Source organism: Pseudomonadota bacterium (assembly GCA_026388215.1).
GTDB lineage: Bacteria > Desulfobacterota > Syntrophorhabdia > Syntrophorhabdales > Syntrophorhabdaceae > JAPLKF01.
In genome coordinates, this window is the sequence record JAPLKF010000107.1 from 1 (window position 1) to 12,588 (window position 12,588).

At 37.0% G+C, this 12,588-nt stretch carries 14 protein-coding genes and 1 tRNA gene; 8 read left to right on the forward strand and 7 right to left on the reverse strand.

All coding sequences use genetic code 11. The features are described from left to right. Positions 1-460 (reverse strand): outer membrane protein transport protein (locus NTU69_06160; GenBank protein ID MCX5803105.1); only part of this gene is annotated, 460 nt, incomplete at its 3' end. 162 nt (positions 461-622) lie between these two features. On the opposite strand from NTU69_06160, the gene NTU69_06165 reads away from it, so the two are divergent. The 4 genes from NTU69_06165 (at position 623) to NTU69_06180 (ending at position 2,945) form a co-directional block, all read left to right on the forward strand. Next, positions 623-907: a hypothetical protein gene (locus tag NTU69_06165; protein MCX5803106.1), complete on the forward strand. Its 285-nt coding sequence runs from the start codon at positions 623-625 to the stop codon at positions 905-907. Positions 908-1,068: 161 nt separating this feature from the next. Then, on the forward strand, positions 1,069-1,260 hold the full coding sequence (locus NTU69_06170) for a hypothetical protein (GenBank protein ID MCX5803107.1): 192 nt from the start codon (positions 1,069-1,071) through the stop codon (positions 1,258-1,260). A 64-nt stretch (positions 1,261-1,324) separates the two neighbouring features. Continuing rightward, entirely contained in the window at positions 1,325-1,840 is a 516-nt protein-coding gene (locus NTU69_06175) for an OmpA family protein (protein ID MCX5803108.1), read from the forward strand. Beyond that, complete coding sequence (locus tag NTU69_06180) at positions 1,755-2,945, forward strand: KamA family radical SAM protein (GenBank protein ID MCX5803109.1); 1,191 nt, start codon at positions 1,755-1,757, stop codon at positions 2,943-2,945. The genes NTU69_06175 and NTU69_06180 overlap by 86 nt, the downstream gene beginning before the upstream one ends. A gap of 21 nt (positions 2,946-2,966) precedes the next feature. On the opposite strand, the gene pgsA is transcribed toward NTU69_06180, so the two are convergent. Next, complete coding sequence (gene pgsA / locus NTU69_06185) at positions 2,967-3,557, reverse strand: CDP-diacylglycerol--glycerol-3-phosphate 3-phosphatidyltransferase (protein MCX5803110.1); 591 nt, start codon at positions 3,555-3,557, stop codon at positions 2,967-2,969. Further along, entirely contained in the window at positions 3,547-4,131 is a 585-nt protein-coding gene (locus NTU69_06190; GenBank protein MCX5803111.1) for a lytic transglycosylase domain-containing protein, read from the reverse strand. Before NTU69_06190 ends, pgsA begins: the two co-directional genes overlap by 11 nt. 129 nt (positions 4,132-4,260) lie before the next feature. On the opposite strand from NTU69_06190, the gene rsmI reads away from it, so the two are divergent. Further along, positions 4,261-4,938: a 16S rRNA (cytidine(1402)-2'-O)-methyltransferase gene (rsmI, locus tag NTU69_06195; GenBank protein ID MCX5803112.1), complete on the forward strand. Its 678-nt coding sequence runs from the start codon at positions 4,261-4,263 to the stop codon at positions 4,936-4,938. Here rsmI and NTU69_06200 read toward each other — a convergent pair. Continuing rightward, positions 4,913-6,922 carry an ATP-binding protein gene (locus tag NTU69_06200; GenBank protein ID MCX5803113.1) on the reverse strand — a complete coding sequence of 670 codons (2,010 nt, stop codon included), beginning with the start codon at positions 6,920-6,922 and terminating at the stop codon, positions 4,913-4,915. The two genes, rsmI and NTU69_06200, sit on opposite strands and share 26 nt — an antisense overlap. 94 nt (positions 6,923-7,016) lie before the next feature. On the opposite strand from NTU69_06200, the gene glgC reads away from it, so the two are divergent. Further along, positions 7,017-8,258, forward strand: coding sequence for a glucose-1-phosphate adenylyltransferase (gene glgC / locus NTU69_06205; GenBank protein MCX5803114.1), 1,242 nt, complete (start codon positions 7,017-7,019; stop codon positions 8,256-8,258). A gap of 18 nt (positions 8,259-8,276) precedes the next feature. On the opposite strand, the gene NTU69_06210 is transcribed toward glgC, so the two are convergent. Genes NTU69_06210 through NTU69_06220 form a run of 3 tightly spaced genes read right to left on the reverse strand, consistent with a single transcriptional unit; the run spans position 8,277 to position 11,200 of the window. Then, entirely contained in the window at positions 8,277-9,245 is a 969-nt protein-coding gene (locus tag NTU69_06210) for a polyprenyl synthetase family protein (protein MCX5803115.1), read from the reverse strand. A 1-nt stretch (position 9,246) separates the two neighbouring features. Then, positions 9,247-9,984: a methyltransferase domain-containing protein gene (locus NTU69_06215; protein ID MCX5803116.1), complete on the reverse strand. Its 738-nt coding sequence runs from the start codon at positions 9,982-9,984 to the stop codon at positions 9,247-9,249. Beyond that, positions 9,977-11,200 carry a DUF1015 domain-containing protein gene (locus NTU69_06220; GenBank protein MCX5803117.1) on the reverse strand — a complete coding sequence of 408 codons (1,224 nt, stop codon included), beginning with the start codon at positions 11,198-11,200 and terminating at the stop codon, positions 9,977-9,979. The genes NTU69_06215 and NTU69_06220 overlap by 8 nt, the downstream gene beginning before the upstream one ends. A gap of 200 nt (positions 11,201-11,400) precedes the next feature. Here NTU69_06220 and NTU69_06225 point away from each other — a divergent pair. Both NTU69_06225 and NTU69_06230 read left to right on the forward strand, forming a co-directional pair. Then, a tRNA-Phe gene (locus NTU69_06225) sits at positions 11,401-11,473 on the forward strand. A 140-nt stretch (positions 11,474-11,613) separates the two neighbouring features. Further along, on the forward strand, positions 11,614-12,588 hold a 975-nt coding region (locus NTU69_06230), incomplete at its 3' end, for a TolC family protein (GenBank protein ID MCX5803118.1).

Sequence of the window (12,588 nt, forward strand, 5' to 3'; positions counted from 1 at the left end):
AGAGATAGTTATTTACTCTATACGCAATTACAGGATTTATGTATGTGGTTCTTATTTCAGCAAAGGTGTTTATATATCTGCCAACCCAACCTTTTGGCCATTCAGTAGATAGACCGAAGGGAGAAAACATGCCCACACCGAAAGAAAGGTCGTCTTTAGTGTATTTAATGTAAAGGTTAGGGAGATGATGTGTTTTAGGCCTTGCACTAACCCTTTTCCCTGTGAGAAGGTCGTCGAAGTGCGTGTCCGGTATGATTATTGTGTCTCCCATCGAAATACCGAAGCCTTTCTGATAGACAAGCAGGGCAGGATTGTAAAATATAGCAGATGGATTGTCTATGGAAGAAGCTGCGGCCATCCCCATTCCATTTGCCTTGGTATCCTGGTTATATATGAGAAACGCAGCCCCAAAGGTATTTGAAGGGAGAAAGATGAGCAAGAGGAAAAGTATTTTTCTCATCTCTATACGTTTTGGTTCTTGTTTAGTTTCAATATGTTACCTTAATTAACCCCTGCCATAATAAGTCTAAATAACATTATGGCCTGAAAAAGACAATATATAAAAATTTTTATGTAGCCATTTTATTTTATATTTAATAAAATTAGTCTCTGAGAGGTTTTAATGATATATAAGGTCGCACTGAATCCATCTCTGAATAAAACTATAGAGGTGGAAGAGCTTATATATGATGAACTAAACAAAACTATAGAAGAAAGGGTATATGCTGGCGGCAAAGGGTTTGATGTTTCAAGGATAATGAAAGAGCTTGATGGACAGACTTTATTAAGTACATCAGGGTCCGAAGTGAACTCCCTTGAAGTTGCTACTTTTTATAATAAAATAAAAGAGATACCAATGAATAGCAAGGTGGTGATTAGTGGAAACACCCCCATGAGGTATAAATGAAATCTTTTTCGCTCAACTTATTATGCACTAAAGAATGATGTAAAAATTATAAAAAAGGATGTAGTTATTAAAAAACTTTGATTTATTTATTTTAAATGATATATTATATTGATTTGAATAGGGTATAATATTTATTCAACAAAGAAAGGAGGTGAAAGTACATGAAGAAACTCGTAGTGTTATTTATTGCTATTGCCTTTTTTGCAAGTTTTACATTAATGGGCTGTGGTCCATCGCCGGAGCCACCAAAACCAGCACCAGCTCCAGAGAAGGCAGCACCAGCTCCAGCACCAGCTCCAGAGAAGGCAGCACCAGCTCCAGAGAAGGCAGCACCAGCTCCAGTAAAAAAATAGTTTTTAATAATAAGGGTATATCCTGATCGGGATATGCCCTAAACCATGAAGGAAGGGGTGGATCATGAAAATAAAATCATTTGGCTTTGTACTATTGATTATTGCAATAGGAATATCTTTAAGCGGATGTGGATGTTTTATGCAAGCAATGAAAGGTGAAACTGCTCCGCCAGCAGCACCAGGGGCAAAGGTTGTTGCCCCTGAAGCGAAAAAAGAGATCCCCGTTCAGGAAGTTGCTAAAGTAGGCGTTGTGCTTAAGGATGTTAATTTTGATTTTGATAAATACAACATAAGGCCCGGGGATGCAGAAATATTGAAACAGAACCTTGACTGGTTTAAGGCAAGTGCGAATAAAAAGGTGAGAATTGAAGGGAATTGTGATGAGAGAGGTACAGTTGAGTACAACCTCGTCCTTGGCCAAAAAAGAGCAGATTCTACCAAGGGTTATCTTATAAACCTTGGAGTAGATGGAAAGCTCCTCGGGACAATAAGCTATGGAAAAGAGAAACCTGTCGATCCAGGGCACAACGAGGCAGCATGGGCAAAAAATAGAAGGGCTCATTTCTTGCCACTTCAGTAAATTGTTGCGAGATGCGGAGGGTATACCATCTACCCTCCCTTTTATTAATAACGCAGAAGAATTATCAAGGTTCATTGATGTAGATAGAAGATTAAAAGAGGAAATAGAACAGGCTTCTCAACATTACCCGTTTAGAATTCCGGGGTTTTATTTAGACCTTATTGAAAAAGATAACCCTTTCTGTCCTTTAAGAAGGCAGGCAATCCCGTCTGTCGAAGAACTGGCGGATAAAGGGAAAATAGACCCTCTCAACGAAAAAGAAGTCTCTGTAACACCATCTTTTATAAAAAGGTATCCTGACAGAGGTGTTTTTTTAGCAACCTCACAATGTGCTATGTATTGCAGGTTTTGCAATAGAAGAAGGTTTGTAGGGAAGAGATGGGACCCAAAGTTATTCTGGGAGGAGACCTTTGAATATCTGGAAAAGGATAGCAAAATAAATGAGGTGATTGTTTCAGGTGGTGACCCTTTTATGCTTTTGCCCGATGAACTGGATTATCTCCTATCAAGGTTGAAGAGTATTAGGAGAATAAAGGTAATAAGAATCAGCACAAGAATTCCAGTAGTCTATCCAGAAGGCTTAAAATTGGGTCATTTAACGGTTTTAGGGAAAAACTCTCCTATATGGATTATCATTCATATTAATCATCCGAAGGAGGTATCCCCTGAATTTATTGAAGCTGTAAAAAAATTGAGGAAAATGGAGAACATTATTATTAGTCAAACCGTACTGTTAAGGCAGGTGAATGATTGCCCCTATATTCTTCTAAAATTGTTTGAAAAGCTTATTCATTGTGGTATTAAGCCTTACTATTTGTTTCAACTTGATGAGGTCAGGGGTGCTATGCATTTTAAAGTCAGGCTTGAAAAGGGTATGGAAATAATGAAGATTTTGAGGAGGAATGCCTCTGGTTTGGCCGTGCCACAGTATGTTTTGGATATTCCCGGCGGTTTTGGAAAGGTTCCCGTAGATTATGTTTACGTAAAGGGAAAAGATGGGAATAAGGTATATGTGGAAAATTTATCAGGTCATGTAAATACATATCTGGACAACGGGAAGAAGAGCAAATGTTTAAAATGCGGATTGTGCGATTCAAACACGTAAATAGTGAAGGGCTTGAACAATTTACGAATCACGGTTTTTTGCCGGCTTGAAAATTGCTGCAATATATTTTACTGCAGAGAAAATACTGAAAAAAAGGGCTATATATATAATTGTCATACTGATTATCATGCCAATTTGATTAAGAGAGCCAATTTGAGGGAGCGAACTATTGAAGAGTATACATGATATACCGATAATTTGCAGGGCCGTTTTCAGTTTCCCCGTAAAAGATGGGTAGATTGTAATACCCTCCATCGCGTAAAAAGACCTGAGACCATTAATGAGAAATTCCCTTCCCACAAGGGTTATTGTAACCCAGAGAGGCACCAATCTATAATAGGTAAGCGTTATAAGGACTGAAGAAACGAGTAGTTTATCGGCAATAGGGTCAAGGTATAACCCGAGTTTTGTTGTCACCCGCAATTTTCTTGCCATATACCCGTCAAGACCGTCAGTTATCCCTGCAATAATAAACAAAAGACATGATGCAAAAAGAAGCCCTTCTTCCTGTGTGGATATAAGGATTATTATTAATGGAATGAAGAGTATTCTGATTATGCTCAGTCTGTTTGGAAGTGTCCAGAGATAAGCTGTTTCATCTTTAACCTTCATGGGGTTTTTTTAACTTGTTATAGTAAAATTTTACTCTTTTTATGAAATTTCTGGTTTCTTCTATTGGGGGGACATTCATATTATGCTCCATCACTTTGGATGGACCTGCATTGTATGCGGCAAGCATCAATTCAAGATTTCCTTCAAAAATCTCTTCCAGTAATTTTAAGTATTTTGTGCCTCCCTTAATATTTTCATCTGGATCAAAAGGGTTATCTATCCTCATGAGTTTAGCTGTATCCGGCATAAGTTGCATAAGTCCTTGTGCCCCTTTGTGTGAAACTGCATATGGGTTAAAGTTTGATTCAGCTTTCATAACAGCCTTAATAAGGGATGGGTCTACCCCATGAATTTTTGAGTGGTGTATTATTAATTTATCATAAAGGGAGTTATCGATATCTTTTGTTGAAATTATTTTGTTTCTCTCAGGGATTACCACGCTATACTTTTTCCCCACGGGGATCATATTTGTAAAATGTTGATTACCGTTATCATCAACGTAACTGTAAATTGCAGGATATACATAAAACGGGAAAAGACAGACAAAAATAAAGGTCAGTATTTTTGAATACATTGATTTATTCTCTTAAACTTTTTTATGCTTGTCAAGTGTTTTACATTGTAATATAAATTAGCATTTGGCTATGAGCGGTCAGCTTTAGTAAACCCTCACTTCTGATTGCTAAGAGCTAAAGGCTGTATTATGAGCGGCATATTATATATAGTTGCTACCCCCATTGGAAATTTAAAAGACATTACGATGAGGGCTGTAGAAATATTGAATGAGGTAGAGATTGTTATTGCAGAAAATAGAGCTCGTGCCTTAAAGCTTTTAAGCCATCTGAATATAAGGAAGCATATTATATCGATAAATAGCTATAATGAGGGGAAAAAGGCGCATGGTATAGTTGAACATCTATTAAGAGGGGAAAATTGTGCGCTTATCTCAAGTGCAGGCACTCCATGTGTATCTGACCCGGGGAATGGAGTTATAAAAAGGTGTTACGAAGCGGGGATTGAAGTGAAAGTGGCACCAGGTCCTTCAGCGGCAACAGGTGCCATATCAATCTCTGGTTTATATGCAGATAGGTTTTTGTTTTTCGGTTTCTTACCACAAAAGAAGGGAAAAAAAAGAAAGATTCTAAGAGAATTATTATTATTTACTTATCCAATAATATTTTTTGAATCTCCAAGAAGGCTTGTAGAAACACTCTATTGTATATATGAAGAATTTGGCAATAGACATGTGGTTGTTATGAAAGAAATGACGAAGCTTCACGAGGAAGTCTTGAGGGGTGAGATTGAGGAGTTGATCGGTCAATTAAGTGAAAAAGAGTTAAAAGGTGAATATACAGTTATTGTGGATGGCAAGGGAAAATAAGTGTAAATGTAGTGCCATTGGCCTTATCGCTTTCCACTTCAATAGAGGCATCATGGTCTTTTATAATTTCATAAGTGATGAACAGACCCAGACCCATCCCCTTACCCTGTGGTTTTGTAGTAAAGAAGGGTTGAAATATATTTTTAAGTACTTTCTTGTCTATCCCCTCCCCGTTATCTGTGATTTTACATATTAACTGCATATCCCTTTCTCCTTGAGGACGGGAAGAAGAGCCATTATTGTTAGAGGTCTCTATGATAATGTTTCCATCTTTCTCACCGATGGCATCAATTGCATTTTTTATTATGTTTATAAATACCTGACATAGCCTTGGGGGATTGCCTATAATGAGACTATGTTTGGCGTTCAATTTTTTCACAATGGCAATCCTTTTTGTTTTGTATTGGTTATAAAGTATTCTCAGGGCATCCTCTATCGGATTATGTATATCTACTAACTCCTTCTTTTCTTCTTTTTGCCTTGAGCTATCAAGAAGGCTTTTTACTATATCCTTTGCCCTTTTAAGCTCGCCCAGGGAAAATGACAAATCATCATACAATTCACTATTTTCTTTAATATGGTCAATGTGGAACTCCAAGGTGCTCATCACGCTTGCTATCGGATTATTTAATTCATGGGCAACTCCTGCTGCCAATCTTCCCACTGCAGCTAAGCTTTCACTCTGTATGAGGGCTTTTGTTCTCTCGTCAACAAGTTTTTCAAGGGAGTTCGAAAAATCCTGTAACTTTTTGTACGCGCTGGCATTGTCAAAAGCAAGGGCTATATGATTTGAAAGGATGGACAAAATTTCAACTTCTTCTCCGGTGTAAAGGCTCATATCACCTTTTTCACCCAATAACAGGTAGGATGGATGAGAGCTGGAAGGTATTGGTATGGATAGCCTGTAACCCTGATTCCACAGTGAATCAGACTCGTTGAGAAAGCTTGCTGTTTCATACCCATCAATTTTGGGAACCATCTTGATGTCGTATTTTTCAAGGCTGAACATCTCAGATAATCTATCCACGATACTTCTCTTTATCTTTTCAACTTTGTATAGTGTTAATATTTCAAAACTGAGGTCTTTAATGGCTTTTCTATTTTTAAGAAATTCCTGTTGCAGGAATTGAATGAGAAAATTTTGAATCCTTTCTTTTGAAAAATAAACTAAAAAAAAGGTCAGAACCATAGATATTATGTAAATTAAATCTATATTTATTGTATGATAAAAGAGGTTTTTTAATAATACTTCCAGGCCAATAAAAAATCCTGTTGACATGAGAAGCAAAGTGAAAAAGACGACCCCTTTGTTCAGGAATATTTTCCACTCCATGATATCGTGCTTGTATATTGCATATCCAAAGAGACACATGGGCATAAAGACAAAATTTCCAATGGGATATATCTCATAGCCTTTCATAATAACAATATCAAAATGATTTACGAATGCTGAAAGTCCAAAGCTTAAAAGGATGTATTTAATCCTTGTTTTTTTAATAGAAACCTTTTCTTCCTTTAGATTTTTTACGAGGAGGTATAAAGATAAGGCAACACTAACAGTGCTAAATATCCCAAATAGGTAGAAAAGTGGCCCTGAGATGGCGAAGAAACCAAAGAAATATCTCTTCACATGGGACAGATAAAGGGGGTGCTGGGTAAAAGGTATTAGAAAGATGGCAATTATATAGAAAAGTTTTACCAAGGGCAACCATTTCTTATAACCTGTTACCATCAGGGTGAAATGAAGGTATAGGGGAATAATAAATACCAGAAATAGATGGTCAATCCTGCTAATTTTAATTGCAAGGTGTTCATCCTGTATTAAGGTGAGGATAGTTTTATCTATATTGAGCAAACAACCTGTAAAACATATTAAGGAAAAAAGGAGATTAATTTTGGATTTTTTTGCCTTGAACATCCCCATAAGAAAGAGAATAAAGAGGATTATGGCACTTAAAAGTGGTGGTATACTATAAATATTCATCTCTGTTACCCTGAAATTACAACAAGTTATAAAATGGTTCAAGGAAATTCTTCATTTTTTATTAATAATGTGATAATAAATTAAATGACACCCAATGAGACCAAGAATCATAAATAATGCCGTTGCCTTTGTTCTTGCAGGGGGGATAGGTACCCGCCTTCATCCCCTGACAAAGGACAGGGCAAAACCAGCTGTCCCTTTTGGCGGTAAGTATAGAGTTATTGATTTTACATTGAGTAATTGTGTGAACTCAGGCATCAGGCAAATATTTGTTCTGCCTCAATATAAATCACACTCCCTTGAAAGACATACCAGAGATGCATGGAGCATATTGAACCCTGAGTTAGGAGAATTTGTCACCCATCTTTCTCCACAGATGAGGATTGGGGAGGATTGGTATAAAGGGACTGCTGATGCGGTTTATCAGAACATATACCATCTTGAACAAATTGACGCTGAATATGTCTTGATCCTTTCTGGAGACCATATTTATAAGATGGATTATGCCCACTTCATCAGATATCATCAGAAGAAAAGGGCTGATTTTACCATTTCCGCAATTGAAGTAGATATAAAAGAGGCTTCAAGATTTGGCATAATTCAGGTGGATGAGACAGGAAGGGTATGCGGGTTTCAAGAGAAACCGGAAAACCCTAAACCAATACCAGGAAAACCCGGGAAGGCATTTGTCTCCATGGGTGTATATATTTTTAATAGGAATATATTGATAGACATTCTCAATAAAGATGCAAAAATGGAAACATCCCATGATTTTGGAAGGGATATAATGCCTTATATGTATCCAAAATACAGGGTGTTTGTGTATAGGTTTGGTGTCGGAAAAGGTAAAGATGCAGACTACTGGAGGGATATAGGTACGATTGATGCGTACTGGCATGCAAATATGGACCTGGCTTCTGTGAGCCCCATTTTTAACATGTATGATAAAAAGTGGCCTATAAGAACTTATGAAGGACAGTACCCTCCTGCTAAAACTGTTTTTGCGGATGAAGAAAAGGGAAGGGCAGGAAAGGGAAGGGCAGGAAAGGCTTTAGATTCTATTATTTGTAGTGGTGTGATAATAAGCGGAGGCAGGGTGGAGAGGTCAGTACTCTCGCCCGGGGTTAGAGTAAACAGCTATGCAGAGGTGAGTGAATCGATACTTTTTCATAATGTTGTTATAGGTATGAGGGCAAAAGTGAGGAAAGCAATTATTGATAAAGGTGTGAGGGTGCCTGATGGTATGAAGATAGGCTACGATTTAGATAAAGACAGGCAGAGATTTTATGTGTCAGATGAAGGGGTAGTTGTAATTCCGAAGGGTGAGATTCTGTAGAGGCAGCCAGGCGCTATTTTACATTTCTCTCTTGAGCATATAGTCAGCAAGACTCAAAAGGGCATTTTTATAGGGAGAAGGTTGAAAGATATTCAAAAATTTTTTAGTTGTGTCTATGTATTGTTTTGCTATCGTTGATGCATATTCTGTGCCCCCGTGTTTCAGTATAATATTTCTCACCCTTTCAAAATCCTTTATTGTCACGTTGTTTTTTTCAAGCACCTTTTTGATGGATGTTTTTTCTTTTTCATTTGTTGATTTTAGGGCATGGATTAGAGGAAGTGTTACCTTGCCCTCTTTTAAATCTGTCCCCACATGTTTTCCAAGGATATTGTCGTACGAGATATAGTCGAGTATATCGTCTGTAAGTTGAAAGGCTATGCCGAGATTGTAACCAAAATTTTTGAGTGAAAGTCTTTTCTCTTTATCTATATTGCCAAGGATTGCCCCTATTTCACAAGCTGCCGAAAACAGAACCGCGGTCTTATTCCCTATGATTTCAAAATATTCTTCTTCTCTGGTATCTATATCTGATGTTTTTAATAATTCTAAAATTTCTCCTTCTGATAGTGCTGTGGTTGCTTTTGATATAGTTTTTAAGATTTCGTGATTTCCGTCCTCTGCCATTAGTTCAAAGGATTTTGAGTATAAAAAATCCCCCACAAGGACGCTTGGTTCGTTTCCCCAAACTGTGTTTACAGTTGAAGAGCCTCTCCTTGTCTGTGCGTTGTCTACCACATCGTCATGCAAAAGTGTAGCTGTATGGATAAACTCTATGATTGCAGCGTAGGATATGTGCTTTTCATTTTTATATCCACAGAGCTTTGCAGTAAGTATAACAAGGATTGGTCTTACCCTTTTTCCACCTGACTTAATTATGTAATTCACAATTTCTTTAATAAAGCTAACCCTTGTTGCAATCAGTTCTTGAATTGATGATTCAAGTGTTTTTAAATCTTCTTCTATCAATCTTACCGGGCTTTCCATATTAACCCCTTAGGGAATAGTATGCCTTTACTTCTTCAGTATAATGACCATTTTCATATATATATAAGGGTTTTTCAATGGTAATTCCTACCCCTCCCTCTTTTATGAATTCAGCGAGGAAAAGATTCGATCCTTCCCCTTTTTTTGGATATACAAATCTCAACCTTTTCGGTTCAAGCTTGTTTATTTTCCCGATATAAATAAGCTCACCGAGTCTTTTTGAGGGATATATAACATATAGACGGCCTTTTTTATAGAGCAAAGATGATGAGATAGAAAGAAGGCTCAGAAGGTCAAGCTGCGATTCATACCGTGCGATGCATCTTGAATGTTTAGGGCTTTTTCTCCCTGTACTTTCTTTAGTGTATGGAGGATTTGATGTTATGACATGAAAGGGTGTCCTTTTTAGTTCTTTTGCACTCGACTTGATATCTCCCTTAGAAAATTGAATGTTTTCGCAATGATTCAATTTCTTGTTTTTCAGTGCTAATTGGAACAATTCTTCCTGAATTTCTATACCCAGCATATAGTTTTTATAACCCCTTTTTGACTCATAGATAGGTATAATACCACAACCAGTGCCAATATCCAACAGCCTTTCATCTTTTTTAAGGATAATGAAATTTGCAAGAAGGATAGGATCAATGGAGAATCTGTATCCTTCTCTTTTCTGGATAATTCTTAACTTTTCGTCACATACAATATCCAGGGTTTCATCTTTGCCTATTTTTTCATTCATATTTATAAAATACAAGACCTGTAAGTATCTTTGGATAGAAGAATGTTGATTTAGGAGGCATATAAAGGCCATTTTCTGCTATATCTTTTACCTCCTCAACCTTGGTGGGGGGAAGAAATAAAGCTAAATCAAGGGCGCCTTCTTTTACCTGAGTGATAGCTTTATATGGATCTTGAGTAAATGAAATCTCTTCTTCCTTTATGTTCAGTAATTTTTTTACGATTCCGCTATGGAGTACATTTACTTTTAATTTTTTTAAACCCTCATGAACATCATTGTTTGTGAAAGAAAAGGGTGCCTTTTCTGTAAGTATATATAAATTGGTTAAATCATCTTTTGAGTATAATATAAATGTTGGTTTTGATGGTGTGGAAATTTTTTGTAGAGCGATCTTTGTCGAGTTGTTATCCAGAAGAGGATATTTCTCTGTATCAATAAAGCCTTCCATGGATTTCAATAGTTCATCAAGACCCATATTCTTTTTAAATTTTATGGTTCTGTGATAGGGAAGGATTACGATACCTTCTGAATACATATTGGTTAAATAAAGAGGTATATAAGGAGTGTTCAATTTGTAGGAGACATCCAGTCTATGATGCCCGTCGGCTATGTATATGTTCTTTTCTTCCATAAGCAAGATCAGTTTTTTCATTTCCTCTATATCTGTCATTCTGTAGAATCTGTTTATTATGGATTGTTCATCCACAAAATCGTATATTTTATCCTTTTCAGACCCAATGAGGATATTTTCTATTTCCTGTTGTTTGTCTTCATAGAGCCCAAAGATAAGGCTTGTGTAGGTTTTTAGTGTAGAGATAAGCATCTCCCTGTCTTCCTTTGCTTTTTTTCTTGTTTCCTCGTGGGTTAAGATGCGCTTTTTTTCAAGTTTATTAAGGGCAATAAAGCCTCTTCTCAGGTAAGTAACTTGCTCGACCTCAAATTCTTGTTCGTATATATAGATTGTTTCCTTATTGTCGCATACCAATATCCCTTTTTTCAACCATCCTTCCAGTGTTTCTCTGGCAACTGAGTATTTATTCATAGAAGGGAGTGGCATAGGGAGTTCTAATCTGATGGCATTGAATAAGCTTCTTACGTAATACGATCTCACACTTGAAATAACATCATATGGTGGACAAACACATTGAGATATATCGTCAGTTTTTTCTCTATTAAAGATCATCCCTTTAAAAGGTTTTGTATAAGGTTCGGACATGCAGAATTTGTTAACATACGGAGCGTTGAAAGTCAAAGGGTTTTCAGTTCATAGAAACGAGCTCCGGAATCCAGAATACGAGTACAGAATCAAGGATAAAAACCACTTATTTTTATTATAACTTTTGGCTTCTGTATTCAAAATAGTTCAAAACGAATGTCTTGACATGTAGTGAGTAGTTGTGATTAAAATAAAGCACGGCCGAGGTAGCTCAGTCGGTAGAGCAGGGGACTGAAAATCCCCGTGTCAGTGGTTCAATTCCGCTCCTCGGCACCTCTTTTACCCTGATGATTATTATAGAGTTAAGGGGTGTTCTATCTTCAGACTTTGGGGTGTTAACCCACTGAAAATGCTATATCAAAATTATTTGTTGACAGAAAAGTTTTATTAATATAAACTGAACAACAATTCACATGAACATACGTTCAGCAAAAGACGTGACAAAGATAATTGTATTATGTACCCTTCTACTGTTATTTGTATCAGGTACTGCATTTTCAATTACCCTCGAAGAAGCAATAAAACGGGCTACTGATGTTTCATATGTTTTAAAAGAACAAAAAGAGATAGTAAAAAGGTCGAGGTTTTCATATATCTCTACAATAGATGCTTATCTGCCGAGGGCAGACATTCAGAGTTCTTATATCAGGTCTTTGTCTTCCCAATCCATAAAAAACTCTACTAACACCAGTAGCTCCATAGATATAGGGGATTCAAGGGATATGTTCGCATTTGCCGGTATTCTTTCTTATAGATTGTTTGATGGCGGAGAACGTTATGCAAAAAGGAAAGGGGCATTTTCTTTACTCGAGAGGGAGCAGGAACGTTTAAAAGGGGTACAAGAGGATGTACTGTTCAATGTAAAAAATACCTTTTTTACTGCATTAGGTAAAAAATTTATCTTAGAGAAGAGGCAGGAAGCCCTTGAGAGTACTGAGAAAATATTCAAACTGACAAAGGCAAGATACGAGGAGGGTATAACAAAAAAGAGTGATGTTCTCCAGGCTGAGGTAAGGTTATCAACGGCAAAGATTCAACTTTACGAGGCGATAAAGGAATATGAAAAGGCCCTTGAGGATTTTAGTTCTTTATTGATTTCAAAGCCTGATGAAAAGATAGATGTAGATGGAATCCTTGAAAAGCCCAAATTTAGTGACAGCTCGGAGAATCTTGTAGAAAGGGCGACGAAGGTGAGGCCTGATGTTACTGCTCAAACACGGGAGGTAGATAGACTTAACATGGTTTACAGGGAAAGAAAGAGCAACTGGTTTCCCAGAATTGATACAGAACTCCAACAGTCAAGGCAGGATAAGCGGTTCTTTCCTGAAGGCAGGAGTGACTCATTCATGGTGAATTTTACCTTTCCACTGTTTGACGGTGTAGGAAGG

What these genes read in the sequence shown, in the direction of transcription:
- NTU69_06165 (MCX5803106.1), top strand. Translation starts at nt 623, where the DNA reads ATGATATATAAGGTCGCACTGAATCCATCTCTGAATAAAACTATAGAG.
- NTU69_06170 (MCX5803107.1), top strand. Translation starts at nt 1,069, where the DNA reads ATGAAGAAACTCGTAGTGTTATTTATTGCTATTGCCTTTTTTGCAAGT.
- NTU69_06215 (MCX5803116.1), bottom strand. Translation starts at nt 9,984, where the DNA reads ATGAATGAAAAAATAGGCAAAGATGAAACCCTGGATATTGTATGTGAC.
- pgsA (MCX5803110.1), bottom strand. Translation starts at nt 3,557, where the DNA reads ATGAAGGTTAAAGATGAAACAGCTTATCTCTGGACACTTCCAAACAGA.
- NTU69_06175 (MCX5803108.1), top strand. Translation starts at nt 1,325, where the DNA reads ATGAAAATAAAATCATTTGGCTTTGTACTATTGATTATTGCAATAGGA.
- NTU69_06180 (MCX5803109.1), top strand. Translation starts at nt 1,755, where the DNA reads ATGGAAAAGAGAAACCTGTCGATCCAGGGCACAACGAGGCAGCATGGG.
- NTU69_06220 (MCX5803117.1), bottom strand. Translation starts at nt 11,200, where the DNA reads ATGTCCGAACCTTATACAAAACCTTTTAAAGGGATGATCTTTAATAGA.
- NTU69_06210 (MCX5803115.1), bottom strand. Translation starts at nt 9,245, where the DNA reads ATGGAAAGCCCGGTAAGATTGATAGAAGAAGATTTAAAAACACTTGAA.
- rsmI (MCX5803112.1), top strand. Translation starts at nt 4,261, where the DNA reads ATGAGCGGCATATTATATATAGTTGCTACCCCCATTGGAAATTTAAAA.
- NTU69_06190 (MCX5803111.1), bottom strand. Translation starts at nt 4,131, where the DNA reads ATGTATTCAAAAATACTGACCTTTATTTTTGTCTGTCTTTTCCCGTTT.
- glgC (MCX5803114.1), top strand. Translation starts at nt 7,017, where the DNA reads ATGAGACCAAGAATCATAAATAATGCCGTTGCCTTTGTTCTTGCAGGG.
- NTU69_06200 (MCX5803113.1), bottom strand. Translation starts at nt 6,922, where the DNA reads ATGAATATTTATAGTATACCACCACTTTTAAGTGCCATAATCCTCTTT.